The organism is Acidobacteriota bacterium (genome assembly GCA_028874215.1).
Lineage (GTDB): Bacteria > Acidobacteriota > UBA6911 > RPQK01 > JAJDTT01 > JAJDTT01.
In genome coordinates this window covers 1-24201 of the sequence record JAPPLF010000025.1, presented here as the reverse complement: position 1 = coordinate 24201, position 24201 = coordinate 1, and the positions used below count along the sequence as shown (strand labels likewise).

Annotated in this window: 20 protein-coding genes; 9 read left to right on the top strand and 11 right to left on the bottom strand. The window is 64.6% G+C overall.

Translation table 11 applies throughout. The features are described 5' to 3' along the window. Positions 1-13 precede the first annotated feature (13 nt). Positions 14-772 carry an SDR family NAD(P)-dependent oxidoreductase gene (locus OXT71_04730; GenBank protein ID MDE2925687.1) on the top strand — a complete coding sequence of 253 codons (759 nt, stop codon included), beginning with the start codon at positions 14-16 and terminating at the stop codon, positions 770-772. A 32-nt stretch (positions 773-804) separates the two neighbouring features. Here the strand turns inward: OXT71_04730 and OXT71_04725 are convergent, their stop codons facing one another. Beyond that, on the bottom strand, positions 805-1953 hold the full coding sequence (locus OXT71_04725; GenBank protein ID MDE2925686.1) for a carboxylate-amine ligase: 1149 nt from the start codon (positions 1951-1953) through the stop codon (positions 805-807). A 234-nt stretch (positions 1954-2187) separates the two neighbouring features. Here OXT71_04725 and OXT71_04720 point away from each other — a divergent pair, with 234 nt between their 5' ends. Next, positions 2188-2952, top strand: coding sequence for a septal ring lytic transglycosylase RlpA family protein (locus OXT71_04720; protein ID MDE2925685.1), 765 nt, complete (start codon positions 2188-2190; stop codon positions 2950-2952). On the opposite strand, the gene OXT71_04715 is transcribed toward OXT71_04720, so the two are convergent. Beyond that, positions 2921-5092, bottom strand: coding sequence for a PQQ-binding-like beta-propeller repeat protein (locus OXT71_04715; GenBank protein MDE2925684.1), 2172 nt, complete (start codon positions 5090-5092; stop codon positions 2921-2923). The two genes, OXT71_04720 and OXT71_04715, sit on opposite strands and share 32 nt — an antisense overlap. 92 nt (positions 5093-5184) lie before the next feature. On the opposite strand from OXT71_04715, the gene OXT71_04710 reads away from it, so the two are divergent. Genes OXT71_04710 through OXT71_04700 form a run of 3 tightly spaced genes read left to right on the top strand, consistent with a single transcriptional unit; the run spans position 5185 to position 8031 of the window. Then, positions 5185-6822 carry a hypothetical protein gene (locus OXT71_04710; protein MDE2925683.1) on the top strand — a complete coding sequence of 546 codons (1638 nt, stop codon included), beginning with the start codon at positions 5185-5187 and terminating at the stop codon, positions 6820-6822. 47 nt (positions 6823-6869) lie between these two features. Beyond that, positions 6870-7427 (top strand): hypothetical protein, encoded by a 558-nt coding sequence (locus OXT71_04705; protein ID MDE2925682.1) that lies wholly within the window; start codon positions 6870-6872, stop codon positions 7425-7427. Between the two features lie 25 nt (positions 7428-7452). Then, on the top strand, positions 7453-8031 hold the full coding sequence (locus tag OXT71_04700; protein ID MDE2925681.1) for a protein-tyrosine phosphatase family protein: 579 nt from the start codon (positions 7453-7455) through the stop codon (positions 8029-8031). A 493-nt stretch (positions 8032-8524) separates the two neighbouring features. Here OXT71_04700 and OXT71_04695 read toward each other — a convergent pair whose 3' ends face one another. The 5 genes from OXT71_04695 to OXT71_04675 form a co-directional block, all read right to left on the bottom strand. Then, the gene (locus tag OXT71_04695) at positions 8525-8776 is read right to left on the bottom strand and encodes an AbrB/MazE/SpoVT family DNA-binding domain-containing protein (protein ID MDE2925680.1); all 252 of its coding nucleotides are present in this window, start codon (positions 8774-8776) and stop codon (positions 8525-8527) included. Positions 8777-8868: 92 nt separating this feature from the next. Beyond that, a complete protein-coding gene (locus OXT71_04690) occupies positions 8869-10395 on the bottom strand; it encodes a hypothetical protein (GenBank protein ID MDE2925679.1) in 1527 nt (508 codons plus the stop codon). Beyond that, on the bottom strand, positions 10392-12902 hold the full coding sequence (locus OXT71_04685; protein MDE2925678.1) for a c-type cytochrome: 2511 nt from the start codon (positions 12900-12902) through the stop codon (positions 10392-10394). Before OXT71_04685 ends, OXT71_04690 begins: the two co-directional genes overlap by 4 nt. Before the next feature lie 131 nt (positions 12903-13033). Then, entirely contained in the window at positions 13034-14386 is a 1353-nt protein-coding gene (locus OXT71_04680) for a hypothetical protein (GenBank protein MDE2925677.1), read from the bottom strand. 7 nt (positions 14387-14393) lie between these two features. Further along, entirely contained in the window at positions 14394-15341 is a 948-nt protein-coding gene (locus tag OXT71_04675) for an LLM class F420-dependent oxidoreductase (GenBank protein MDE2925676.1), read from the bottom strand. A gap of 101 nt (positions 15342-15442) precedes the next feature. Here OXT71_04675 and OXT71_04670 point away from each other — a divergent pair, with 101 nt between their 5' ends. From OXT71_04670 to OXT71_04655, 4 genes are all read left to right on the top strand, one after another. After that, entirely contained in the window at positions 15443-16903 is a 1461-nt protein-coding gene (locus tag OXT71_04670) for a hypothetical protein (GenBank protein ID MDE2925675.1), read from the top strand. Between the two features lie 58 nt (positions 16904-16961). Next, positions 16962-18818: a TonB-dependent receptor gene (locus tag OXT71_04665; GenBank protein MDE2925674.1), complete on the top strand. Its 1857-nt coding sequence runs from the start codon at positions 16962-16964 to the stop codon at positions 18816-18818. 81 nt (positions 18819-18899) lie between these two features. Beyond that, positions 18900-19193 carry a type II toxin-antitoxin system RelE/ParE family toxin gene (locus OXT71_04660; protein ID MDE2925673.1) on the top strand — a complete coding sequence of 98 codons (294 nt, stop codon included), beginning with the start codon at positions 18900-18902 and terminating at the stop codon, positions 19191-19193. 9 nt (positions 19194-19202) lie between these two features. Next, positions 19203-19535: a putative addiction module antidote protein gene (locus tag OXT71_04655; GenBank protein ID MDE2925672.1), complete on the top strand. Its 333-nt coding sequence runs from the start codon at positions 19203-19205 to the stop codon at positions 19533-19535. 186 nt (positions 19536-19721) lie between these two features. On the opposite strand, the gene OXT71_04650 is transcribed toward OXT71_04655, so the two are convergent. The 4 genes from OXT71_04650 to OXT71_04635 all read right to left on the bottom strand — a co-directional run bounded on the left by OXT71_04650 (position 19722) and on the right by OXT71_04635 (position 24033). Beyond that, entirely contained in the window at positions 19722-21140 is a 1419-nt protein-coding gene (locus OXT71_04650; GenBank protein MDE2925671.1) for an aldehyde dehydrogenase family protein, read from the bottom strand. A gap of 52 nt (positions 21141-21192) precedes the next feature. Next, positions 21193-22659, bottom strand: a complete 1467-nt coding sequence (locus tag OXT71_04645; protein MDE2925670.1) for a hypothetical protein — start codon at positions 22657-22659, stop codon at positions 21193-21195. A gap of 127 nt (positions 22660-22786) precedes the next feature. Beyond that, positions 22787-23221, bottom strand: coding sequence for a CBS domain-containing protein (locus tag OXT71_04640; GenBank protein ID MDE2925669.1), 435 nt, complete (start codon positions 23219-23221; stop codon positions 22787-22789). A gap of 116 nt (positions 23222-23337) precedes the next feature. Continuing rightward, positions 23338-24033 (bottom strand): rhomboid family intramembrane serine protease, encoded by a 696-nt coding sequence (locus OXT71_04635; protein MDE2925668.1) that lies wholly within the window; start codon positions 24031-24033, stop codon positions 23338-23340. Positions 24034-24201 lie beyond the last annotated feature (168 nt).

The window sequence follows — 24201 nt, the reverse complement described above, 5'->3', positions numbered from 1 at the left end:
AAGGACCTGGACCATGAAGAACGAAGGAAAGATCGCCGTCGTCACGGGCGCCGGATCGGGAATCGGCCGGCACTCCACCTGGGCTCTGCTACGTATCGGATACAGTGTGGTTCTGGCGGGAAGGCGGCTCGACGCCTTGGAAGAAACGGCCCGCCTGGCGGAAACCGGCGGCTCGCGAACCCTGGCGGTCTCCACCGACGTCGGCGACCCGGAAGCGGTCTCGAACCTCTTTTCGCGAACCCGGGAAACTTTCGGCCGGCTCGATCTCCTCTTCAACAACGCCGGAATCCCGGCTCCCGCGGTTCTGCTGGAGGATCTGACCTACCAACAGTGGCAGGCCGTGGTCGATGTCAACCTGACCGGCTCCTTCCTCTGCACCCGGGAAGCATTCCGCATGATGAAGAGCCAGGACCCCATGGGCGGGCGGATTATCAACAACGGGTCGGTCTCGGCCCAGGTGCCCCGCGTCAATTCGGCGCCCTACACCTCCACCAAGCACGCCATCACCGGCCTGACCCGGTCCACTTCCCTGGACGGCCGAAAATACAACATCGCCTGCGGCCAGATCGACATCGGGAACGCGCTGACGAAAATGACCCGCAGGGCGGAGAAGGGACTCCCGCAGGCGCACGGGACGGTCATGGTCGAGCCCTACATGGATGTGGAGGACATCGCCAACGCGGTGGTCTACATGGCCGACCTGCCGCTGGAGGCCAACGTCCAGTTCATGACCGTGATGGCGACCAAGATGCCCCTCGTCGGCCGCGGCTGACGCGCTCGGCGGACCCTGGCCGGCAGACGCCGTCAAATGTCCGCGTCGACGCCTTGGCCGGTTTCGGCGATCACCAGATCGACCACCGAACGCAAGGCTTCCATCTTGGTGGCCCCCTCCAGACGAGCCAGGCGGTAGTGGTCGAGTTGCCGGTCGGCGCCGCTGCCTTCACGGATGATGGAGGACACGCGGCTCAACTCCTCCCGGCAGCCGAGGGCGCCGGCGTCGCCGTCCAGTTCCTCCAGCAGGCCCAGGGCGTAGTCATTGATGTCCATGCGTCCGCCATGGCGGGTGTCCCCGAGAAACGCGAAGGCTCCGTAGCGCTGCGCCAGCCAGCGATTCTCGGCAATGATCTCGGTGCGCGGCTCCGGAGGCAGGGCGCCGGCTCGATGCTGCCGCAGCAGCCACCGGATCAACGACGCGTAGAGCGCCGCGATGCCGACCGCATCGTCGATGAGCGGACAGACGTCGCAGATGCGCATCTCCACCGTGGGATGGAGGTCGGCGGGCCGGATGTCCCACCACAGCTCATTGGCGCCCTCGATGAAATGCAGGCGCTTGTAGTCCTCCACGAGCTGATCGTATTCCTCCCGGGAATACAGGGGGCCGGGCAGGCTGGTGCGTGGGAGCACGCCGAACAGACTGAGCCGATACGACTTCAATCCGGTGAGATTTCCCGCGTTGAACGGGGACGACGTGGACAGCGCATGGAGCAGGGGCAGGTACTGGCGAATTGCGGTCATGACGCAGATCCGCTCCTCCGGATCGCCGAAGCCGGCGTGAATGTGCATGCCGCCGATGAGCAGCCGCCGCACGGCCTCCTGGAAGGTGACCTCGAATCGCTCGTACCTTTTCTTGGGCGTGGGCATCTGAGCCGTCCACGACGCGAAGGGGTGGGTGGACGCGGCCAGCACCGCCGCGCCGTGCTGCGACGCCGCCTCGATCACCAGGCGCCGGGTCTCCACCAACGCCTCACGGACTTCTGCGACGGAAGCGCAGACCCGGGTGTTGGTCTCGATCTGGGAGCGGAGGAACTCGGTCACCACCTTGTGCGGCCCTCGATTCCGCTCGCAGGCGTCGTAGATGGCCGGATCGGGATCGGCAACCAGGTCTCGGGTCTCGGGGTCGACGAGAAAAAATTCCTCCTCGATCCCGAGCGTGATTTCCAGGTCCTTGCTCACCCGGTTCATCCTGGGACCCTGGCGACCGGAAGAGGGGTCCCGAACGTCGGGGTCGTCCAGTAGATTTCTCTCGAATTCAGCATGTGTCTCACCGGTTCCGGAACTGGAGTGGTTCCGGCGGGCCGAGTCACCGGCAGGTTGCGAGGCGGGCAAATCGTCGATCCGGCGATTTCCGACCCCCAACGTCCATTGAGGTCATCGACCAGCGGCATCTGCTCCAGCACGAAGAAAAGAATGGTAACACAGCACGCACCGGGCCGAACCTCGCCACCACCAGGAACTCTCCGACGGAAACCGGCGATTCCGGGCGTCCGGCTCTGCGCTCTGCTGGCGGCCGTTGTCGCCCTCAGTGGGTGCGGCGGGCGCAAGAAAATCAAGCTCCCGCCGCCCGTGGAAGCCAAGAGAGGGTGGTCCGAGGTCGGCATCGCCAGTTGGTACGGGCATCCCTACCACGGGCGCCAGACCAGCAACGGCGAGACCTACGACATGAACAAGATGACCGCCGCCCATACGCGGCTGCCGTTCGGCACCTGGGTCAACGTCCGGAATCTCCGGAACGGAAGGTCCACACAGGTCCGGATCAACGACCGGGGGCCGTTTACCGCCCGGTACATCATCGATCTTTCCAGAGCCGCCGCGTCGGAGATCCAGATGATCGGAGCGGGCACGGTTCGAGTCCGCCTCACCGTCATCGACGGTCCCGGTGGAAAGCGAAAACGCCCGAAACGGAGTAGCCGCACCGCCGAGTCGAGACCCGCACCGGCGAGGGGTGCGTACGAAATTCAGATCGGAGTCTTCAAGATTGAAGCGAACGCGAAGACTCTGGCCTGGGCCGCCAAGCAGAAGGGGCACCGCGTCGAGGTGAGGCCGTTTCGGCGCGGGAGTTCGAAACTCTACCGGGTCGTCGTTGCGGGCGGAACGAAAGAGGCGGCGAACAAGCGCCTGAGAAAACTCAAGGGACAAGGCTTCAAGGGTTTCGTGAGGCTGGTCCGCCGCTAGCCCGCTTGCGGGTTTCGGTTGCCTCGGGCAGCGCGAAGGCCACGTAGGCATCTCCGGCTGGGGTGCCCATTTTTCCTCCACCGGCGGCAATGACCACGTACTGCCGGCCCCGAATCGCGTAGGTGGCGGGAGTGGCGTAGCCCCCTGCCGGAAGCCGGGTCTCCCAGACGATCCCTCCACTATCGGTGTCGAACGCCCGGAACCGCTCGTCGGCGGTGGCTCCGATGAAGAGCAGGCCGCCGGCGGTGACCACGGGACCGCCGAAATTCTCGGTTCCAGTGGGTGGAATCCCACGCTCCATCAGTTCGTCGTACAGGCCCAGCGTCACCTGCCAGGCAATGGTCCCCGCGTTGAGATCGATGGCCGTCAACTGGCCCCACGGAGGCTTGATGGCCGGGTATCCGTCGGGATCCAGGAAATGATTGTATCCGGAGAAAGTGTAGGGAACCTCGCCTTCCGTAACGGCCCAGGGCGGGACGTTGTCGGCATCGGCGCCGGCGAGAAAATCGACCACCGCATCCAGCTCCGAGTCATTGAGCTGGGGCATGGCGTCCATCCGGCCGATTCCCAGCCGTATCAGGTCCCGGGTCTCCTTTCGCGGATAGACCTGCTCCAAGGGGAGGGGTGGACTGTTGCCGCGCGGACTCCCTTGCCGGCGGTCCCCATGGCAGCCGGCGCAGTGGACCTGGTAGACGCGGGATCCAACCGACGGCTCCGGAAGCTGGCGATCCTTGGTCGGGATCATGGTCAGAATCCACGGGATCTCGCTGGAGTTGACGTACAACCGGCCGCTGGAGGCGTCGAAGGCCGCGCCGCCCCATTCGGCGCCGCCGTTGAACCCGGGAAAGACCAGCGTCCCCTGCGTGCTGGGGGGCTCGAAGATGTGGCCCGTCCGCACCTGGCGATAGCGTTCCAGCACGGCCTGGCGGGCGCGGGGGGAGAGGTCCGTGACATCCGCCTCGGTGAAGGACAGGCGGGAGAAAGGGGGCGGCTTGAGGGGAAACGGCTGCGTGGGCCACGCCTGCTCCCCTTCCAGATCCGACGCGGGAACCGGCCTCTCTTCCACCGGATACAGAGGTTCGCCGGTGTCCCGGTCCAAAACGAAGACGACTCCCAACTTGGTGACCTGGGCGACGGCATCGATCCTCTTGCCCTCCCGCTCCAATGTGACCAGGTTGGGAGGAGCGGGCAGGTCCCGGTCCCAGAGATCGTGGTGCAGGGTCTGGTAGTGCCACCGGAGCTTGCCCGTAACGGCGTCGATGGCCAGGACGCAGTCGCCGTAGAGGTTCTTCCCCTTCCGGTCGCCGCCCCAGAAGTCGAAGGAGGGCGATCCGGTGGAGGCGAAGACGATTCCGCGCTTCTCGTCGACCGTCATCCCCGCCCAGGAGTTGGCGCCGCCGGCGTAGGTCCAGGCGTCCGGCGGCCAGGTCTCGTATCCCTCCTGGCCCGGCCTGGGAATCGTGTGGAAGGTCCACCGGATCCGGCCGGTGCGGGCGTCGAAGGCACGGATGTGACCGGGCGCCGCGGCTCCGGGACCCTCCCCCACCCGGCTGCCGACAATGAGGAGGTCCCGGAACAGGGCCGGCGGCGAGGTGGAGACGACCCAGAACTTTTCCGGGTCTTCCAGGCCCAAGCCGAACCTCAGGTCGATTCGGCCATTGTCCCCAAAGGTGGGGACCGGGAGCCCGGTTGCGGCGTCCAGGGCGAAGAGGAGATTTCCGGCGGTATAGAAGATCCTCGCCTCGGACCCGCGTTCCCAGTGGACGAGGCCCCGATTCACGCCCAGCGTGCTGAGCCCCGCCTCCTCGACCGGATCGTACACCCAGATCTCCCGGCCCGTCGCCGCATCCAGGCAGAAGGCCTTCAACTGCGGCGAGGTGGCGAACAGGCGGCCCCCGACGACGAGGGGATTGCATTGGATCTGGCTGAACTCGGACTTGTCCCCGGTGTTGTAGGTCCAGGCGACACGGAGCCGGTGCACGTTGTTCCGGTTGATCTGATCCAACGGGGAAAAGTGGGAGGCCGCGGCGTCCCCCAGGTAGACCGGCCAGTCGGACGGGTCCGCCTCGCTCGACGGCCCGCAGCCGGCCTGCGGCAGCAAACAGGCCACCAGGACCGGAAGAACGGGGGATATTCTCATTGCAAACAGACTCCGGGTACCGTGGTCTTCACGCCCAGTTTACTACCGACTGCGGCCGCAAAACTCATTCCGTAGTCCCGGGGCGCACAAAAATGAGAGAATTCACCCCGGTTCTCATGAGATTGCTTCATATTGGGCCCCGCATCGCCGCGGCGGCTCTGCTGCTGGTTCCGATCCTGGGTTGCTCTCCGGCGGCTTCGTCGCCGGGATTGGAACAACCTGCCGAAAAAGACACGGTTTGCGGCGCTGGGGAGATCGAAGATCTCAGGCACAAGGCCCGGTGGCGCAAGCGGCGCCTCATCTTCAACAACGACGGAGACGATGCTCTCTTCTTTCCCTCGGACCTGCCGGCCACGCCGCAAAATCTACTGGAGCGGCGCACCATCCCCGTCATGGGAACCCAGGTCGACTCCATCTTCTACTGCACCACCCAGAGCATCGGCGCCTACACCCATCGCAGTGAAGTCGCCGAGCTCCTGGTTCGGGATCTCCCGAGAGAGGGATTTCGGAACCCGGTCGGCGAATTCGCCGAACAGGGGACGGACCCGTTGGAGATCGTGACGGAATACTGCAGGAAAGAGGGAGTCGAGATCTTCGCCACCCTGCGCATGAACGACGTGCACGACAGCAGCGACCGGTTTTCGGTCCTGGGTTCCAAGTTCAAGCGGAAACACTCTCGCACTCTTTTCGGTTCCTCCCGGAAGCCGCCGCCCTACGGCTACTGGTCCGGCGCCGATTTCAGTTGGAAGCCGATCCGGAACATGACCTTCCAGGTGTTGGAGGAGATGGCCTCCAACTACGACCTGGACGGCCTGGAACTCGATTTTTGGCGCCATCCTCCCTATTTCAAGACCTACGCCTGGGGAGAACCGGTCACGCCGGCAGAAACGGATTCCATGACCCGGCTGATGCGTCGCGTCCGCAGGATGGCCGACGCCCGGGCCCGGGAGCGGGGACGGCCCCTGCTGATCGCAGTCCGGGTCATGGACTCGCCCGAATTGAACCACGACATGGGTCTGGACCTGGTGACCTGGCTCCGCGAAGACCTGGTCGATCTGGTGATCATCGGCGAGGTGGCTCTGGCGCCCTGGGAGGAGACCATCCGGCTCGCTCACCGTTACGGCGTTCCCGTCTATCCGTGCATCCGCAGGTCCATGATGGGAGAGGAACGCGAATCACTGGAGTCCTTCCGGGCGCAGGCCCTGACGGCCTGGAAACAGGGGGCGGACGGGATCTACCTCTTCAATCTCTTTCCCGACGAGGACCACGACCGGAAATACCGCGAACTCGGAGACCCGAATGGCCTGGAGAGGCTGGACAAGCTCTACAGCCTGGACCCGGTGGGACGGGAATCCTTCAAGCGGTACATCCACGACTTCGAACAATACAAGGCGCAGAAGCCTGTTTCTCCACTTTCCCCACTGTTGCTGGAACCGGACAAGACCTACACCGTCCCCATGTACCTGGCCGACCGGTCGCTGAACCACGCGGTCATCGGCAACCGTCCCAACGTGCAGGCACGCGTGCAACTGGAAAACCTGGACCCGGGGACGGCAGTTCGGATATCAGTGAATGGTCATCGGTTGGAAGCTGCGGAGAGGGTCCAGGACGAACTCCGCTATTCCATCTCGCCCACCCAATTGCAGACGGGATACAATCACTTCCGCATTCTTGTCCCGGCCGGCCCGGCGCCGCGCTTGAAGGACATCCTGGTGAGCGTTCTCTACTGATCGGTCGCCGGCCGATCAGGACAAATCCGGACCGAGAGGAGGTCGATATGGTTTCGGTCGTTTCACTCTGGCTGCCGGTGCTGCTTTCGGCGGTGCTGGTCTTCATCGTCAGCTCCATCATTCACATGGTGCTTCGGTATCACCGGTCGGACGTGGGACCGGTTCCCGACGAGGCCGCGGTGATGGATGCCCTCCGGCCGTTCAAGATCCCGCCAGGCGACTACTGCATTCCGCACGCCGCCGACCCGAAGGAAATGAACTCGCCGGAATTCGTCGAGAAGACCAACAGGGGACCGGTTGCCCTGGTGACGGTGCTTTCCAACCGGCCCGTGAACATGGGCAAGAGCCTCGCCTTGTGGTTCGCCTACTGCGTGCTCGTCGGAGTCTTCGCCGGATATGCCGCCGGACTGCACATCGGACCCGGCGCCGACTACATGGCCGTCTTCAAGATGGTCAGCGTCGTCGCATTCGCCGGTTACTCGCTGGCGATCCTGCAGAGCGCCATCTGGTGGCACCGGGGCTGGGGCGCCACGCTGCGCACCATGTTCGACGGCGCGATCTACTCCCTCCTGACGGCCGGAACCTTCGGCTGGCTCTGGCCCTGACCGGCGGCAGAGGAAGTCATCGGGAATGTCCATCGACGACGGCCAAGACCGTCCCATGGAGAACAGCTACTGGATTCGGCCAGGCCGTTTCGCGGCGGGAGAGTACCCTGGCCATTGGGACCGGGCCTGGGCGGCCGAAAAAGTCCGCAAGCTGCTGGATGCGGGAATCGACCACTTCATCGACCTGACGGAGCAGGGTGAGCTGGAGCCGTACTCCGGAATCATCGCCGGGGAGGCCCGTCGACGCGGCCTCGAAATCGGATGGGAGCGGCATCCCATCGTCGACCTGAACGTCCCCTCTTCCCCGCAGCGGATGGTCAAGATCCTCGACGCCGTCGACGCCGCTCTCGGCGATGGCAGGACGGTTTACGTTCACTGCTGGGGCGGCGTGGGACGAACCGGGACCACGGTGGGCTGCTGGCTGGTCCGGCACGGGAGGACGGGCGGCGAAGCCCTGAGGCGGATCGCCGAGTGGTGGCGGGGAATGGAAAAAAACGACTATCACCCCATATCGCCGGAAACCCGGGAACAGAGGGAATACGTCCGATCCTGGTCCGAGCCCTCGACTGCCTCCGTGACCGGCAGGCCGGGCGAGACCCAATAGCCGGCACCGAAGGCAGGCCACCGAGGTTCGGCCCGCATCTCGCGTCTGTCGATCGATCAAGGCATTGGGCGAATCGCTCAGCCCGGCTGGATTCAAAGACGATCGAGGAAACTGGCCACCGTTTGGATTCGAATACCGGAGGTTTTTTCCGGTTGGTTCATGAACGCACCAAACTCCTTTAGGTCCCCGGTCAGCAGGTGGGTGGCCCGACACGTGACGGCTGCCAGAAAAATGGGTTGGTCCTTCGTTGGGAGCCAATGGGGAAACTCAAGTCCGACCGCATGAGGAGCAATTTGCAGAACATCCGAGAACGCGTCCAGGTTCCGCACGAACTCGGGAAGTTTCCGTTCCAGATTTCGCCGGGCCTCCTCTATTGCGTATGCACTGGAAGAGATCTCCCAATGCCCTTGCCTGGAGAGCTCTATCACCAGTGCGGCTTTCCCCCGAGGATTGTTTGCCGCAGTAAACAGAACATTGGCGTCAAGAAATAGCCTCATTCCGATCCGCTGAATTTATCGAGGATGCGGGCCCGCTCCTCGTCTGAAAGCACGTCCGCGGCGTCCCACTCGGCGATTTGTTCGTCGCTAAAATATTCGACCTCAAGCACCACACCAGGTTTGAGTACGATTTCATTGCCACGATCTTCCAGGATCAGGACATCACCACGTTTGATTCCAAAGCGCTTCCGCAATACAGCCGGCAGAGTGATCTGGCCACGACTGGACACGACCAACGTTTCCTGCATTCCAACCCTCCCTTTTCGAACCTGCAGACGTTGACTTTACGTATATTCAGAATATCGGAAATTCCGAAGCAGAACAAATGGGGAGCTCTGCCTCACTCGGCACCCACACGGAGCCGGTTCACCGTATAGGCGGCCAGCCTGGTCACCAGGGGTTCGCCGTCTTGGGAACGAATTCCCTGCCCCGGACGCAGTTCGTATACACGTCCCGTCAACAACGGATCCGAAAGGTGGAGCGAAACCCGGCGTCCAGTGTCGGATAGGGACACCTTCTCGATCCGGACCGGCGTCACGTCGGTCTTGGGAGACCCGTACTCCCCGTGGTACCGGTAGTAGTAGTGGAACAGGGAGTAGTCGTCGGCGAGCGCCGCCGTGTCCGGGTCCACCGGCTTGGTGAATACGAGGTCGAACCCCGATTCGCTCAGGCGCATCTCCTGAATGTCCAGGGGGATCTTTCCCGTCCAGGCCATCCGCTGCAATCCCTCTCCGATTCCCCAGATCCGTGAGGTCTGCGCCACGTAGAGATCTCCCTTCGGAGAGAAGGCCAGACGCATGTTTCCCTTGCGCAACCCGCGCCCCTCGATGAACGGGAAGCAGGCCCCCTGCCAGGTCCCTTCCACTTTTTCCAGAAAGACCCGGTGAATCCGGGGATAGGTCCAGTCGGCGATGAACATCTGGCCCGCATACGGACCGAACCGGCCTCCGGTGCGGTCCTCCAAGGGCTGTCCCAGCGATCCGGCCATGTCGTTCTGAGGAATCTGGACGGCCGGCGGCTTGCGCCGGCGCGCCAAGTTCTCCACCTCGATGTCCACGGGATTGATGCCCTGGAAGTCCGGATGCCAATTCAGCGAGGAGGGGTGTCCATAGAACGATCCGGGCGTGACATGGTGAAGAGGAGACGTCCCGATCCAGCCTCCCTGATTGTCGGTGGCGAACAGCGCCCCCTCCCGGTTGAACCCCAGGCCGTTGGGCTGCCGGAAACCGGAGGCGAGAGGCACGAATTTTCCGCCGGGGGTGATCTTGATCACCCAGCCCCGGTAGGAAACGGGTGAATTGTGCCGCAACCGGGCCACGGTTCCGGGTTTGGGGTTTTCGGCGACCAGGCTCCGGGTCGTCGCCGGCCCCCGGCCCGAGAACTTGTGCCGGCTCGAACCCGAGGCCAGTCCCAACCCCACGTAGAAGTTCCCTTCCCCGTCCCGGACCAGGCCGTAGGCATACTCGTGGTAGTTGCCCGATATTCCCCATTCGTCGCTGAGGGTCTGGTAGAGATCGGCCCGGCCATCTCCATCGGTGTCGACGATCCGCGTCAACTCGGACTGCTGGGCCACGAAGTATTCCCCCGGCTTCCCCGCGACGATTCCCAGCGGGACCTGCAGTCCGGTGGCGAACCGGCTCCAGCGGCCCGAGTCCGGATCCCGGCGGAAGAGGCCCCCGCGGCGAAAACAGGCCACCAGCCGGCCGCGCCGGTCGAAATCGATCCCGCCCACCTCCGGCGCCACTCCCGGCGGAGTCTTTACGGTCTCGATCCGGTAGCACTCCCGGGGAACCTGCGCCCAGGCGGAGCAGGGAACGATCCACGCCGCCGCCAGGCAGAGCAGGGCCAGGGCGCCGGTCTCTCTCATTCCCTTTTGCTCCCGACCAGGATCTCGAATCGGGCGTCCCCGTCGATGCGAATCCGAACGCTGTCCTTCTCCACGGCACCCCGGCTCGCCGAGATTCGAATCGGACCTTCGACTCCCGCGTCGAAACGAAGCGGAACCTGGACCCGTTCGATCCGGAACCGCCAGCGGAACCCGCCATTCGTTTCGCTGGGGCGAATGAGTTCGAAGACCTCCGCTCCGCCCACCGAGTATTGGAATTCCGGGACGCCGTCCCGCAGGCGGTAGCCCTTGAAACGCGTTTCAGGAATGCGTCCGGAATCCGCCAGCCGGAACGGGAAACGGGTCGACCGGAAAAAGCGCGTCCCCGGGATCCGGGGGGTCAGAGTGAAGCCATCGTCACCGGTCTTCCGTTGCAGGGTGGCCTCGAGGTCGAGGAACGCCCCCCTCCAGGCATACAGAAGACGTTGCGGGCCGGCGTCGAAGCAGTAGGAGAGGCCGCCGGGCAGGCCCACGGCGATGGCCGCCGGAGTCGCCTCCGGCATGACGGTCCGGACCACGACGGCCCCTTGGGAAGGATCCGGACGGGCTTCGGCCGGCCAGGGATCGGGCGCCGGATCCAGACCGGGGAGGAACCGGCCGCCCGAGCCGACGCCGAGGGCTCCCCAGATCCTCCGGATGCTCACTTCCCTCTCCTCCGGCGCGATGTCCGTGAAGTGCTCCGGCATCGAGGTCCCGGACAGGATCCGGGCCGGATTCAACATGAAACGCCGGTACCACGGATAGCGGAGGCGATCCGCGGCCCGGGCCAACTGGGGCGCCCGCTCCCCCTGCGCCCGGTAGTCCGCCCAGTCATGACAGCCGATGCAGCCCAGGCTCTTCCCCTCCGAATCCTTCCCCAACAGCGTCAGTCCCTTGTTCGTATCCTGCTGGGACACGACCGACTCCACGGCGGGAGCCGATGGGTCGAGGCCCGAAGCCTTGGCGAACCCGTGGATCAGCGGCTCCACCTGGTCTCGGGAAAACCGGGGCATGCGCAGGGGAATCCAACTCCGCAGGCCGACCCTGCCCAGGAGCGCCTCCTTCAGGAATTCGAGCCGCAGCTTCTCCCCCGCCGCAGTCAAGACCGGCGCCCCGGCCGGCTGCCCGCCTTCGAAGTGGTCCATGACGTGACAGGCGGTGCAGCGAAGCCGGCGGATCCGCCGGTAGAAGTCGTAGACCGGCGCGGGACTGACATCGGGGAATCGTTGTTGAACGCGAATGAATTCTCGAATCGCCTGCCGCTGTTCTCCATCCAGCCGGTACCGGGGAAGAGTGGGACCAGGGTTTTCCGCCAGACATCCTCCATCGAGGGAGAGATGGGCCACGGCCGGCCCGCGATCCGGAACGGCGGGTTGTTCCCGGTCTTCCATCCGGTGACAGGAGAGACATCCCCGGGACCGGATCAGTTCCTCTCCACGGCCCGCGTCGCCGCCCGTCAGCGGCTCTTCCGGAGAATCCGGTACCGGATCGGTCAGGTAGGCGGCAATACGAGACGCCTCCGTGTCATCCAGATGCAGTGAAGGCATGAGGCTTTCCGGATGGTGGCGGGAGGGGTCCTTCAGGTAGGCGGCCAAACCGGCGGCGGACATCTTGGACCCGATGCCGTCCAGGGCATGACTCTCCGGCGTGTGGCATGCGGCGCACCCCAAAGAGGCGTAGAGGCCGCGTCCCCGGGCGGTGTCCACGGCCGGCCGGTCCGGGACCCGGTCCGGCGGGCCGGTGACCGGCCGCGAAGCGAGGTAGGCCGTGACGTCCCTGGCTTCCGCCTCGTCCAGCAGCGCCGGCATGGTCGCTTCGGGCCGGACCGCTGCGGGATCAAGCAGCCAACGGCGGAGCCACGCAGGGTCCAGGCGGGCGGCGGCGTGCAGGCCGGGTCCGCGGCGGTGATCCAGGGACTCGGACCCGCTTGCGTGGCAGTTGACGCACCCCAGGTTCTCCACCAGGTCCCGGCCCCGTTCGACCGGGCCCTGGTCCCAACCGGGCGCGCTTTCCGATTCGTGGAACAGGACCCGGGAAGGGACCGGCTCCAGCGGAAAATGCTCCGATTCCCAGAGCAGCCGGAGTTGGGCCGGCCCCGGCAAACGGCGAAACCTGAGCCGAATGCGATGCCGGCCCGGAGCCAGGGTGACGCCTTCGCCTCCAACCTCCTTGCCGCCGACCTCCAACTGGCCGCCGACCTCGAATCGATAGCGGCCCGTCTCAAAAATCGAAAGGATGCCCGTCCATTCGGCTTGAAAACCGCGTTCCAGAGAAGGATGCAGGGACTCCCCTTCCTCCAGGTAGAAATGGGGAGCCGGCGTCACCAGGTGAACGCGATGCCGTCCGTCTTCGTAGCGGGCGGCCAGCCCGGGACGGAGCTCTCGCTTTTCGAGGTCCGGCGGTCCTGGGGACGGACCGGTCTCGGAGCCCGGGCGGCAGGCGCCTAAAGCGGCCACGGCAAACAGGATGATGCAACGGTTGATGCGAAAGAGAATCGAGCTCGGCTTCACGGATGATCCGATTCTACCGCCCTGGTATGGAGGGGCGACCTGGAGAGAGGAATTGCAGATCGCCCATTCTGTGCTGCGCCATGGCTGCGCCGGGAGTTCGGCGATTGGAAATCGCCGTTCCTGTTCGGCGGCTAGAAAGCCGCCGCTCCGCGGTTCACGAGTTCGCCCACCTTTTCCACGATGATCTCTTCCACCGGCGCTCTGAAGGGACCCGATTGCCCATACGGGATCATGGCGCCCGCCCCTTCATAGCCGCCCTCCTTGAGGACCCTCAGGGACGGGATGTAGGCGAAGACCTCGTTGGAGTAGCCGGCCACCCAGACCCTGTCCCATCCGTGAGCCCCCTTGAGCCGCAGGGAATATTCGACCACCACCTCGCCCGCCAGATGGATCAGGGTGAGGTCGTTCCCGAACTGCCACACCTGAATCGGGTACGGATAGCTGTCGGGCAGCCTCCCCTCCCGCTCGATTCTGTCCAGGAGGAATTGGGCGTGGCGCCTGGCCATTCCCGAATCCCGTCCGACCCGGGCTTCCAGCTCACGGCGGGAAGGGGGCTTGCTGAAGGGGATCGCCACCCGCTCGAAGGCGCTCTTGAGCGGTCCCCGGACCGGCGCCATCTCTGTGTCCAGCACCAAATCCACGGCGTAGGCCAGGATCTGTCCGTAATGCCGGGCCATCTGCACCGACCGGCGGGGCAAGGGGTTGGCGTCGGCTCCGCAGCCGGTGACGAACAGCGCGGTGGCGCCGGGATGCTTCTCCTGGACCGATTCCTGGGCGAACCCGGGCCAGTCTCCGTTGATCTGATAGCCGGACAGGACCGTGGCGTGGCAGGCGTATCCGAAGACCACGGCCCGCAACCCGCCGTCGACGCCACGCACGGCCAGGACCGGGACATCGTGGTCCACCGGGCCGGGCAGATGGCGTTTCCCGGTCCGCGCCCGGCGGCGATTGACGGCGAATCCGGCCGACCCCTGACCGAAGGAGAGCCGGGCCGGCGAGAGCCTTTCCATGGACTGGCCGATCACCTTCACGATTTCGTCCAGGACCCGGCGGGTGTAGCGGCGGACAACCTGGAGGTGCTCCTCTTCCAACGGGTAGGCCGGGCGCAGGACCTCCCCGGTGACGGGCCCGCTGTGGGTGTGGGAAAAGTTCAGGCCGAGGCGGTCCCGGCTCAGCCCGAACTCCTGCCAGGCCCGCTCCGCGACCTGGTCCGAGAGAAGGCGGCTGAATCCCAGCAGGTCGATGGTCACCAGGACGGTGACTGCACCGGTCTCATCCTCCAGGGCCAGGGCCTTGGCGTGGATGTCCTGAAGGACCTCTCCCGAAGGGCGCGTCCGCGACCCGTATCCCGCCAGCCAGATGGGTTCCTTGGGGGTGATGGGCACACTGGCCACCCCCGCTCTCCAACCGGACGGCCTCTGACCGGCCGCGGCGTCCGCTACGAGCAGGAGCAGCACCATCGTCCAAGGCGAAAATCTTTTCATGACCTGATTACTCCTGTTCTTCGCTCAGAATCTCGTCCGCGAACCGGCGGACCGCATCCAGGGTCTCCCGGGTGCTCGGAGCATCCACCGAGAGGACCAGGTAGTCGAGTCCCGCTTCGCCATAGCGGCGGATGTCGTCGCGGACTTGCGCCGCGGTGCCGGTCAGGTGGAGCCGATCTCCGTTGCCGTTGAAACGGGCGTCCCCCAGCACCAGCGTGTGTCTCAGGGTGACGCCCACCGTCCGCGGGTCGCGGTCCTCTGCGCGGCAGATTCGAGCCAGGTCCTGCCGGGCCTCCCCGACCTGGCGGGGAGAGAGCCGGATCCCGTGCCACGCATCCCCCAGACGAGCGCTCCGGCGCAGGGCGAAGCGGGAATTCCCACCCACCCAGATGGGGGGATGCGGTTCCTGCACCGGCCGCGGGAAAAAGACCATCCCCGAGGTGCGGAAGTGCTTTCCCCGGTACTCCGGAACCTCTTGGGCGCAGGCGGCCTTGAAGATCTCGATGTGCTCGTCGGTGACTGCTCCCCGCCTGTGGTAGGGCGCACCCATGGAGGCGAATTCTTCCGGCATCCAACCCACGCCCACACCGTAGATCACGCGTCCGCCGGAGAGGACGTCCAGCGTAGTGATCATCTTGGCGTTCAAGAGGGGATTCCGGAAAGGAAGAACCAGGACGCTGACGCCCAGGCGCAACCGGCGGGTGGAGCCTCCCACGAAGCTGAGGGTGGCCAGGGACTCCAGGACGTTCTGAGCGTCCGGACTGGCCTTGCCGGGACCGAACCGGTCCGGATAACGCCGGGCCAGATCCGCCGGGAACAGGGTCCGGTCGCTGACCCAGACCGAGTCGAATCCGGCGTCCTCGATGGCCCCGGCCATTCTCCGGACGTATTCGGCCTGAGCTCCAGCGGTGACTGCCGGCGTGACCGAAGTGGTCACGGCGACTCCGAATTTCATGCCTCTCCCGTGCCCTCCGTCCGGGCATCTTATCACCCCGGTGACGGAGCGGTGGTAGACTTCGGCCGAGCCGGAACAGGCGCGTCACGGAGGGTTTCCACATGTCTTCTCGAATGAAAGTCATGCTGACGGTGTCGATCCTCGCCGTCTCCGTCACCTCCATCCTCCCCGGTTCCCCTGCTGCCGGTGTAGAGATCGGCGAACGGAAACAGCTGTTCATCGACGACCATGCCGTGGAGTCCACCCGGGGAGTGACCCGCCGGCTGAACCGGCTGGAACGTCATCCCGGCAATCCGGTCCTGGTGGGGGACCGTCCCTGGGAACGGTGGCTGATCTCACCCAACGGGAGGGCCGTCCTCTTCGACCGGGAGACCGGCGAGTTCAAGATGTGGTACATGGCCTCCCACATGGAAGAGGGGGCGCCGGGCGGGTTCCGGTACAAGGTGGCCTACGCCGTTTCCAAGGACGGCGCCGACTGGAGCAAGCCGAATCTGGGTCAAGTGGATTGGGAGGGTTCCAGTGACAACAATCTCATTCCCCGGGGCGTCAACTGGATGAGGCGGGCCAACGTCATCAAGGACCTCCACGATCCGGATCCGCAGCGCCGGTTCAAGATGACCTACGTGGACGTCTTCGACGGACAGCCGGCCATCACCAAGGCCTATTCGGCCGACGGAGTCCACTGGAATCTCAACGGCGACGGGAAGCCGTGGTTCCGGCGGCCTCATAACGGCAACCTGTTGGGCTGGGATCCGCGCATCCGGCGCTACGTCTTCTACGTGCGGATGCGCGCCGCGCAGAATACGGTAGGACGGGCCGTCAGTCCCGACTTCGTCACCTGGTCGGAGCCCGAGACGGTGATGGCTCCTGCGACAGACGAACCCGATCTTCACTTCAAGGGACTGGCAGCGTTCCTCTATGAGGACCTCTACCTGGGCTGGCTCTGGGTCTTCCAGAGAGGGACGACGGAGTTCGTCGCGGCGGCGGCCGAGTTGGCCGTGAGCCGGGACGGGGTCCACTGGAGCCGGCCCTTTCCCGGGTCGTTTGTGCTGGAGCGGGGAGAGGATCCGGCCTGGGACAGCAAGCTCAGCATCCCGGTGGCTCCCGTGGTGCACGGCGAGCGGATCTGGTGCTATTACTGGGGCGAGAACATGCCCTACACCGTGGACGCCATCCGGAAGGTGAAAGAGGGCTGGGTCCGGGACGGCCGGCGGATCCAGAGGGCCACCGGCCTGGCCACCTTGCGGCTGGACGGATTCGTCTCGCTGACGGCGCCGGGGGAAGGATCGGTCACGACCAGGCTCCTTAAGACTCGCGGCGGCCGATTGACCGTCAACGCCCGGGTGGGGGGCGATCTCCGGGCGGAGATCCTGGACCAGGACGGCAACGTGATTCCCGGATACGGGGCGCGACAGTGCAATCCGGTCCGCGGCGACTCGTTGCGCCACGCCGTCACCTGGGGGAGCGGAGCGGATCTGGTCCCTCGACGGGAGGCCGGCCTGCGAATTCGATTCCATTTGCGGGACACGGACCTTTACGCCTTTCAGGTGAAGTCCGATTGACCACGCAGACGAGCGTACAAAAGGGTCCACCTAGAATTCAGAATCTTCCGGCGTTCCCATGCTCTGGCTACCGTTGGCTCTGTTCGCTCTCCTGACTCCTCCTCAGGAGAAGGAACCATCAGAAGAGGAGACGCCGAAGGGTTCTCACGAGACCGTCGTCGTCACGGCGAGCCGGCAGGAGCAGCCTCTCCTCGAGAGTACCGCTCTGGTCACCGTCCTTTCCCGGGAGGAACTGCGCGAGTCTCCGGCTCTGGTCCTGGACGACGCTCTGCGCCAGATCCCCGGGTTCAGCCTCTTTCGGCGCAGCAGCAGCATGATCTCCCATCCCACGACCCAGGGCGTCTCCTTGCGGGGCATCGGCCCCTCAGGAACCAGCCGCACGCTGGTCCTGTTCGACGGCATCCCCTGGAACGATCCCTTCGGCGGATGGGTCTACTGGAACCGGATACCCCGCACGGCCCTGGACAGCGTGGAGGTGGTGCGGGGAGCCACGAGTCCGCTGTACGGGAGCACCGGGTTGGGAGGGACCATCCAGCTTCGTCCGGCCCGAAACCAGCGCCGGTTGGACGTCCGGGGCGTGCTGGGGGACCACCGCTACGCCGACCTGGATCTGGCCGCGTCGGACCAGGTGGGAGACTGGGGATATCTGGCCTCGGCGCGGGTCCTGGACACCGACGGGTTCTTCATCATCGACGAGGCGCTCCGGGGAGAGGTGGACACGCCGGCCAACAGCCGGTTCGAGACCTTCTTCGGCCGGGTCTCCTACAAGCGGTTCCACGTCGGCGTCAACACTTTTCGCGAACGGCGCAGCAACGGGACTCATCTCCAGCAGAACAATTCCCGGATCGCACTCCTGGAGACGGGAGTCGAGGGCGATGCCTGGCAGGGCCGCTTCTACGTCCAGTCGGGCCTCTTCAAGAACACCTTCTCCCGGATTCTTCCCGGCCGCTCCCAGGAATTCGTGACCGCCCGGCAGGAGTTTCCCACGCTGGGCACCGGAGGGTCGCTGACCTGGAATCCGCGGGGTCAACTGCTGGTGGGGACCGACTGGAGACGAGTCAGTTGGCAGGACCGGGTGCAGAACCTGGCCGGCCTGTTCGTCCAGCAGACCGTTCCCGTCCACAACCGGCTGGACCTGCAGCTCGGAGCCCGGACGGACTGGTGGCAGGGCCGCACCACCGAGACCTCGCTGAATCCCCGCCTGGGCATCCTGTTGCGGGGCGCCCGGTGGCTGACCCTGCGCAGCTCGGCCTACCGTGGATTCCGGGCTCCCACGCTGAACGAGCTCTATCGCCCCTTCCGGGTGGGCAACGTCCTGACCGCCGAGAATCCCGATCTGGGCGAGGAGCACCTCTGGGGGGGAGAGCTGGGAGCGGATTTGCATCCGTCGGGCGCCGTGCTGGTCCGGATCAACGGCTTCTGGAACTCGCTACGGGACCCGGTGGGGAACGCCACGATTTCAGTGGGTCCCCGGTTCATTCAGCGGCAGCGGCAGAATCTGGGGCAGGTGCGGGTCCGGGGTCTGGAGCTGGAGACGGGGCTGCAGGGAGACTTGCCGTGGAGCCTGCGGATGGGCTATCTCTACGCCCGGACCGAGGTCCGGGAGACGGGGCTGAGGCTCCCCCAGGTCCCCCGCCATCAGCTCACGGCGGAGGTCCGTTACGACGGGCCGTTCACGGCCTCGCTACAGGGACGATGGGTCGGGGACCAGTTCGAGGACGATCGCAACACCATGGTTCTGGAGCGCTTCTTCCTCCTGGGCGCCAGCGTACGAAAACCGTTGGGCGAATCGTTGGAGATTTTTCTGGCCGTGGAGAACCTTCTGGACCGGGATTACGTGGTGCGGCTGACGCCGCTGCCTTCACTGGGCATCCCGCGCCTGGTCTATGCCGGCATTCAGCTCCGGCTGAGGTAGTGAGTCGCGCAACGACCGGGTCACAGCTCTGGCAGGGTCGAGCTTCTTGACTGATTGTCTCCAATTGGAGACAATCGCTACGTGGGTTTCTCGGTCGTCAGAAGTACGACCTTTTTCCGTTGGTTGAAGGGACTACGCGACAAGCGCGCCCAAGCACGAATTATCGTTCGGATAGATCGTATCGAGGAAGGCAATTTCGGTGATCACAGAACCGTGGGCAAGGGCGTCAGCGAAATGCGCATTCCCGTCGGCAAGGGTTACCGGGTCTACTACACGATTCGGAAGATGACGGTGGTGATTTTGCTGTGTGGCGGTGCCAAGTCGAGCCAGACCCGAGATATACGGCGGGCTCATCAAATGGCGGGCGAACTCTGAGGAGGGATCATGAGCAAGGAGACTTATTCGCCTTGGGATAGCGCTGAACTTCTCAATAACGATGACGTAGTCATTGAATACCTGAAGGCCGCTCTCGAAGAAAACGATCCCGAGTTCTTTGTTAAGGCCCTTGGCAATGTTGCTCGCGCCAACGGCATGACATTGATCGCTGCAAAGACCAACTTGGCACGCCAAAGCTTGTACAAAGCACTGTCCGGTGAACGCGATCCTCGGATCGGAACTGTTATGAAGGTCCTTGGTGCGCTTGGCGTGCAGTTGTCCGTTACACCGAAACTTCGCACTGGTCCGGATGTGACGATGTCACATTCCGGGGGTCTGTGACATTTTCGGGATAATGTAGGGGCCGGAAATCGTATAGGGGGGACTGCCGTCCCGCTACCCCCCCTATTGGCGGCAGGAAAGCCGCCGTTCCAATCGGCGACAGGAATGTCGCCGCTCCCGGCGGTAGGAAAACCGCCGCTCCTGGGTCGCTCCGCTCCCTCGGCGGCAAGAAAGCCGCCGCTCCCCTTAGCCGTCGAGGTGGACGACGACCATCTTGGACTCGGTCATCTCTTCCACGGCGTAACGGGGGCCTTCCTTGCCCATGCCGCTGTCCTTGAGGCCTCCGTAGGGCATGAGGTCGGCCCTCCACTGGGTGCCCCAGTTGATGTGCAGGTTGCCGCTGTCCACTTCCTGGGCGAATCGCAGGGCCCGGTCGATGTCCTGGGTGAAGATGGCCGCCGAAAGGCCGTAGCGGGTGTCGTTGGCCATGTCGATGGCCTGGTCGATGTCGTCGAAGCGATTCACGGCCACGGCGGGGCCGAAGAGCTCATCGCAACTGATCTTCATGGCCGGGTCCACGTCGGCCAGGATGGCCGGTTCCACCAGGGCCCCGTTGCGGGCTCCTCCGGTGAGCAGGCGGGCTCCCCCGTTCGCGGCTTCCTGAATCCAGTTGGACACGCGGATGGCGTCCGATTCCCGAACCAGCGGCCCCATGGTGGTCCCGTCCTGGAGCTGATCTCCGATGCGAATGTTCTCGACGCCCGTCTTGAGACGATCCAGGAAATCGTCGTAGATCCGGTCCGCTGCCAGAACCCGCTGGGCCGAGATGCAGACCTGTCCCGCATTGGCGTATCCGGTGGCCACCGTGGCCGCGGCCACCTTGTCCAGATCGGCGTCGTCCATAACCAACAGCGGGGCGTTGGACCCCAGTTCCATGGTGACCTTCTTCATTCCGGCAACCCGGCAGATGTGGTCCCCCACTTCGTAGCTGCCGGTGAAGCTGATCTTGCGGACTCGAGGGTCGCCCGAGAGAAAGTCGCCCACCTCGCTGCCGGGACCCGTCAGGCAGGCCAGGGCCTGGGGCGGCGTCCCCGCTTCCAGCAGGATCTCCACCAGCTTGAGGGCCGACAGGGGCGTGTCGGTGGCCGGCTTGACCACGACGGCGTTGCCGCCGGCCAGTCCGGGTCCCACCTTGTGGCAGACCAGGTGCAACGGAAAGTTGAACGGCGTGATGGCCGCCACCACGCCGCAGGGCACCCGGAGCGTGAAGCCGAGGCGTCCGGCGCAACCGGGGGCCGCGTCGAGGGGGAGCACCTCGCCGGTGATCCTCTTGGCCTCCTCACCCGAAAGCCGGATGATCTCGGCCGCGCGTACCGCTTCGATCCGTGCTTCCGCCAGGATCTTGCCCTCCTCGGAGCTGATGGTCCGGGCCAGTTCCTCGGTCCGCTCCTCCATGATGTCCGCCGCCCTGGTCAGGATTCGCGACCGGTCGTAAGCAGGCATGTTCCGCATCACGCGGGCCCCCTCGACGGCGCCCGCCAACGCCGCGTCCACGTCGGCGGCCCCGGCCTTGGGGACGGTGTCCACCACCGAGTCGTCGTAAGGATTCCTGACTTCGATCAGTTGCGGGGTCTCGGTCCACTCACCTTGTACGAACATTCTCATGGCTTTTTCTCCTTACCGGTCCATATCCCAAATTGCGGCGGCACCTATCGGACTAACGGAAGCGAAGGGAGTAGAGATCCGCGTCCCGCATCACGATCCTCAGCCGAACCGGCTTGCCGGCGATCCGGTTCAGGGTATCCCGTCTCGCCTTCGGGTGGCCCCGGTCCCACTTGACCGTGTGCTCGACCTCGTCTCCAAAGACCAGGGGCGAGTCTTCCAGCGCGAACCCGGGCACCGGGTGGCCATGCATGTCCTGGACCTCGATCCGGATGCTTCCCGCGGCCGACGTGGAAAAGTTCAAGACCAGGTCGTCTCCCTTGAAGACGAAGGGCTTGGTCACCATCTCCCCTCCCTGGTAATCGGCACGGAGGGAAGCAAACCCGTCCATGCGCACCGTCATTCGTTCCAGGTGGGCGCTGGGTGAAGTGTAGTGCCGGGCCACGTAAAGGGAGATCTCGTCGTCACCCGTGGGAACGACGCCGGAAGAGACCATGTTGGTCCGATGCACCCAGTTCTTGGGATCCCGCCCCGGACGAATGAAGGCTTCCCCAAACCGCCGGTCCCAGTGCACCCCGTCGCGGCTGGTCATGAAAACGGCGTCGGAGACGCCGGCCCCCGCCGCGTTGTCGTGGTAGGTCCTCCAGGGAACGAAACGCTTGGGAAAGGCCAGATAGATCTGGGGAGCGCGGAAATAGGGCTGGGTGGCGTTGGTGTAAAAGTGCTCCCGCGGCGCGTCTCCGTAGTCGGCCCACTCCCCTTTCGTCCAGTGGATGAAATCCTCGGAAGTGGCGCACTTCATGCTGCGGACTCCGTCCGTGAAATCACGGTAGATGGCAACGTAGAGCTGCCGGACCGGATCCCAGAAGGGCACGTTCAACGAATCGAACGCCCCGTCGCTGATGACCGGCTCCTCCTGGATCTTGGTCCAGCGGATACCGTCGGTCGAAGCCAGCGCCAGCAGCGGCCCGCCCGCCAACGCCTTGTAAGGCTGCGCCGGATCCGCTTCCGGGTTGCCGTCCTTGAAGGGAGCGAAATTGTGGCTGCCCCTGCCGATCCAGACGATGTTGTTGTCCTTGGATCCCTCGAACTCGATGAGTCCCAGAGACGGCCGGGTCCAGGTGATGCCGTCGCGGCTCTCGACGTAGCAGGCAACCTCCTCGTGCTCGGGGATCACCGTCTCGCCGGGACCCACGAACTTGGGAAAGGTGTAGCCGGCATGACTGCTGCCGCGGTAGTACATGCGGTAGAGGTCGCCGTCCTTGAAAACGGTGTGGTAGAGCGACGTGGTCCCCTCCCACGGTTTGTCGAACTCAAGGACGGTCCCCGCCGGCCGCGCCTCCTGAAGCTGGAGCCGCACTCCCTTCATGGATTCGATCAGGTAATCGTCGACGAAGAGTTCCAAGTTGGAGCCGATGTCCAGAGGTTTCATCTTCTGGCCATGGCTGGAGGGACGGGACTCGGCCGACCCCAGCGTGAGCAGGACCAGCAAGCCGATGGATAGTGGAAAACGCCCTTTCATCTACTCCTCCTGTGCGTCGTTTCTTCGAAAGCCGACCCGAAGCATACGTCGTAGACCAGCGCGAGAAAAGGGAAATGAGGAAAGAGAGGCGAGGGACCGGGATCGGGGAGGCTCCGGCCGGAAAGGGCTACCCGCCCGGGCCGTCCGCGCTGAAGTAGGCTTCCAGGGAATTCAGCTGATCCGCCAGTTCCTCGATGTGATGCTGGAGCAGATTGCGAACCGACAAGAGTCCGGTGACGCGATTCTCCGAGTTCACCACCGGCAGGTGCCGGATGTGCCGGGCGACCATGAGTTCCAGGGCTTCTCCCGCTTCCGCCTCTTCCCCAACCGTCTGCACGGCCGTGGTCATGACATCGCGAACGGTCGTGGCTTCGGGATCCAACCGCGGTACGACGACTCTCACCATGACATCCCGTTCGGAGAAGATTCCGACCAGTTCGTCCCCCTCCAGGACGGCGGCGGCGCCGATCCTGGCGTTCCGCATGGACATGGCGGCCGAAAGCACCGTCGCGTCGACCTTCACACTCGGGGGCGGCACCTGAGCCAACTTGATCACCTTCATTCCAGCACCTCCCCAAGCCTCGAAGAATCAAGGCAGGAACGGGCCGAGTATACCAGCCCGTGGTGAACGTCGTCACGGCATTCGACCGTCCCTGCATCCCGGGAGAGGCCGGACGGTCACATGACGACCAGCCCGGAGGCGTCGTCATCTTCCTCGATCTCCAGGACTTCCGCCGCCCGGATCCGGCGCTTGTAGCGCTGGAAAAAGACCGCCGCCGCGACGATGCCCAGCAACAGTCCGATGGCGTGGGCCCGGTAGCTGATCTCCGGTTGAACAGCCGAGGGCAGGAAGAGGATCAGAGCCACACCCAGGCTTCGCAGCACGCGTTTCTTCATGGGGAGGCTCCGCTCCACCAGGATATAGGCGGTCAACCAGAATCCGCCCATCACGTGGGTCATGCCCGATGCCCCCACCAGGTGAACCTCGGGGGGATAGGTCAGTAGCGAGAGGTAGTTGGTGAGGGCGCCCAGAACGGTGACGCCCAAGGGATAGACTCCGAACCCGAAATAGCCGTAAAGGAGGTAGCCGAAGAAGACCACGAAGGGAAGATTGGAGAACAGGTGCTTCCAGTCGGAATGGACGGCCATAGCGGAAAACAGCCGCCAATATTCGTGCTCGTCCAGGACCCGGGAGGGCACGGCGGCCGAGAGTCGCATGAGGCCGGGAGAGTCCCTCCAGACCAGAATGGTCACGAACAGGATGACCATGGCGATGGCGGCCGCGATCAGGCCGCTGTTCTCGGCCGGCTTCTGCGAGAGGAGGGTCCTCTTGACGACGATCCGCGGCTGTGTCCAGTTGAATTCCGTCTTCATAGGCAAGGCATCGGCGGCTTTCCATCATAGGAGCGGAAGACCATGTGTTCAACGCGCGGGTGGGTTCCCCCTGCGGGGACCGTTCGAAAAACCTGTCAGACGCCGGCGCCGTGCTAAGGAAGGTCTGAACAAGTCGATTCAAGGGACGTGAGAGCCGTTATTGTTTCG

What these genes read in the sequence shown, in the direction of transcription:
- OXT71_04730 (MDE2925687.1), top strand. Translation starts at nt 14, where the DNA reads ATGAAGAACGAAGGAAAGATCGCCGTCGTCACGGGCGCCGGATCGGGA.
- OXT71_04720 (MDE2925685.1), top strand. Translation starts at nt 2,188, where the DNA reads ATGGTAACACAGCACGCACCGGGCCGAACCTCGCCACCACCAGGAACT.
- OXT71_04715 (MDE2925684.1), bottom strand. Translation starts at nt 5,092, where the DNA reads ATGAGAATATCCCCCGTTCTTCCGGTCCTGGTGGCCTGTTTGCTGCCG.
- OXT71_04710 (MDE2925683.1), top strand. Translation starts at nt 5,185, where the DNA reads ATGAGAGAATTCACCCCGGTTCTCATGAGATTGCTTCATATTGGGCCC.
- OXT71_04705 (MDE2925682.1), top strand. Translation starts at nt 6,870, where the DNA reads ATGGTTTCGGTCGTTTCACTCTGGCTGCCGGTGCTGCTTTCGGCGGTG.
- OXT71_04700 (MDE2925681.1), top strand. Translation starts at nt 7,453, where the DNA reads ATGTCCATCGACGACGGCCAAGACCGTCCCATGGAGAACAGCTACTGG.
- OXT71_04695 (MDE2925680.1), bottom strand. Translation starts at nt 8,776, where the DNA reads ATGCAGGAAACGTTGGTCGTGTCCAGTCGTGGCCAGATCACTCTGCCG.
- OXT71_04690 (MDE2925679.1), bottom strand. Translation starts at nt 10,395, where the DNA reads ATGAGAGAGACCGGCGCCCTGGCCCTGCTCTGCCTGGCGGCGGCGTGG.
- OXT71_04680 (MDE2925677.1), bottom strand. Translation starts at nt 14,386, where the DNA reads ATGAAAAGATTTTCGCCTTGGACGATGGTGCTGCTCCTGCTCGTAGCG.
- OXT71_04675 (MDE2925676.1), bottom strand. Translation starts at nt 15,341, where the DNA reads ATGAAATTCGGAGTCGCCGTGACCACTTCGGTCACGCCGGCAGTCACC.
- OXT71_04670 (MDE2925675.1), top strand. Translation starts at nt 15,443, where the DNA reads ATGTCTTCTCGAATGAAAGTCATGCTGACGGTGTCGATCCTCGCCGTC.
- OXT71_04665 (MDE2925674.1), top strand. Translation starts at nt 16,962, where the DNA reads ATGCTCTGGCTACCGTTGGCTCTGTTCGCTCTCCTGACTCCTCCTCAG.
- OXT71_04655 (MDE2925672.1), top strand. Translation starts at nt 19,203, where the DNA reads ATGAGCAAGGAGACTTATTCGCCTTGGGATAGCGCTGAACTTCTCAAT.
- OXT71_04650 (MDE2925671.1), bottom strand. Translation starts at nt 21,140, where the DNA reads ATGAGAATGTTCGTACAAGGTGAGTGGACCGAGACCCCGCAACTGATC.
- OXT71_04645 (MDE2925670.1), bottom strand. Translation starts at nt 22,659, where the DNA reads ATGAAAGGGCGTTTTCCACTATCCATCGGCTTGCTGGTCCTGCTCACG.
- OXT71_04640 (MDE2925669.1), bottom strand. Translation starts at nt 23,221, where the DNA reads ATGAAGGTGATCAAGTTGGCTCAGGTGCCGCCCCCGAGTGTGAAGGTC.
- OXT71_04635 (MDE2925668.1), bottom strand. Translation starts at nt 24,033, where the DNA reads ATGAAGACGGAATTCAACTGGACACAGCCGCGGATCGTCGTCAAGAGG.